The sequence below is a fragment of the Microcoleus sp. Z1_B2 genome (genome assembly GCF_036700325.1).
GTDB lineage: Bacteria > Cyanobacteriota > Cyanobacteriia > Cyanobacteriales > Microcoleaceae > Microcoleus.
Map to the genome: position 1 here is coordinate 1 of NZ_JAUBOQ010000110.1, position 1,650 is coordinate 1,650.

Consider the following 1,650-nt stretch of genomic DNA (forward strand, 5'->3'; position numbering starts at 1 on the left):
AACCGAAACAATCATAGATGCTTTGCACACTCAAATTCAGTCACCCGTAAAAAAAAACCAAGAACTTATCGAAACCTCAGGGTAAGAGCATCTTAATCAGGCTTGACACAAGCACTTGAGAATCTGCATCATATAGTCATCATTCATCGCCGCTCGTTTCTTTTTTTGTCGCAAACTACGTCGGAGAGTCGTTTCTTGATTGATGGCATTAAGTGCCATTCGTCTTAGAAGAGCCAAGTTTTGAGGGCTGTTTAACGACAGAATGCGACATTGGTCTTCATTAAAAGTGACATCTAAAGTCCAATGAACTTGGTTTTCAATCCCCCAATGTTGACGAATTACACGACCATTAAGCTGAGCATCCACTGGTAAAGAACTTAGGTAAAACTGTACCTCTTGAGTCGTTTTGTTCCAAAGATGACGGACTCGTTCTACACAAACAATAGTCTGAATGTCAGTCCATTGTTCTTGTTTATAAAGTCCTCCTAATGCCGCCACTGGCACCGCCCAAACTTTTCTAATTTCGACGCGATGATGTCCCTTTTCTGTGCGGGAATCCTGACTCACTTCAATTCCCTCAAACTGTTGAGATTTCGCCATATCAAACCAGGTTTTAACTTGATTATAAAGAGTTGGATGATTACTTTTTAAGGTGACTACATAATCGGCTTTTTTCTGACGAATCAACCGAAGAATCTCGGTTTGTGTCCCCATCGCATCAATCGTAATAATGGCTCCGGTGATGTCAATTAATTCCAACAATGCCGGGAGCGCTGTGATTTCATTTGAATGGTCTTCAACTTTGACTTGTCCCAAAACTAACCGATGTTCACTCGCCCATGCCGTCACTAAATGTAAGTTTTTTACCCCTTTTTGTCGGTCATAAGACCCTCTCAGACTTTTGCCATCAATCGGGATCACTTCTTGAGCAACTGACCCGATTAATTGTTTCATCCACTGAGCTAATTTTTGCTCTAAAATTTTTGGCTCTAGCTTTTCAAAGACCCGACGGAATGTATCGTCACTTGGGATGCCATTGGGTAACTTTAAAAACTTTTGTAACCAGGTAAACTTACTGATTCCATAATTTTCCATGTCTTCCCACCCATCCGCTCCGGCTATCACAGCTAATAAGGCAATGACGAGAATATCTTTGAGTAAGTGGTGTTTGGTTCGCTCCACTCTTGGATCTGGTACGTCATCAAAATAATTTGAAAAGCCAGCTTGTAAATCTTCCATAGAGATGGGTTTTGGCTTGTTGAACTCTTGGGATTTTGCCGTTGGCTTGGAAGGAGCGAATCCTTTACTCATGCCCATAAACTTTTCCTTACCTTGATGACTTAGCTTTTGAGGCATTATAGAACCGTTAATGACGAGCGGGCTACCTGTGTATTTTGTTTGTTTTGTCAAGTACAATTTATACCAAATTAGATGAGCTTACCCTGATCGAAACCTAGCCAGAAAAGAATACTTGACAGTAGCAAAGAAACGAAGATCATCACTAAAAGAACGAAGAAAAGCGATTAAGAAACAACTTCAATATATTAAAAGAAATTTAGCTCATATCGAGGAAATGGGTGAGCTAACGTGGCTGAATAAATATTATTATAAAATGCTATTAGTAGTCACAGAAGTCTACCGTCAACAGTT

At 40.1% G+C, this 1,650-nt stretch carries 1 protein-coding gene and 1 pseudogene; one reads left to right on the forward strand and one right to left on the reverse strand.

Annotated elements, in window-relative coordinates; genetic code table 11:
- Positions 1-96: 96 nt before the first annotated feature.
- The gene (locus QT984_RS29630) at positions 97-1,311 is read right to left on the reverse strand and encodes an ISAs1 family transposase (RefSeq protein ID WP_333058664.1); all 1,215 of its coding nucleotides are present in this window, start codon (positions 1,309-1,311) and stop codon (positions 97-99) included.
- Positions 1,312-1,447: 136 nt separating this feature from the next.
- Here QT984_RS29630 and QT984_RS29635 point away from each other — a divergent pair.
- Positions 1,448-1,650: pseudogene (locus QT984_RS29635) on the forward strand (IS5/IS1182 family transposase); the annotation flags it as partial.

Coding starts and splice junctions, on each gene's coding strand:
- QT984_RS29630 (WP_333058664.1), bottom strand. CDS start 1,311: ATGAGTAAAGGATTCGCTCCTTCCAAGCCAACGGCAAAATCCCAAGAG.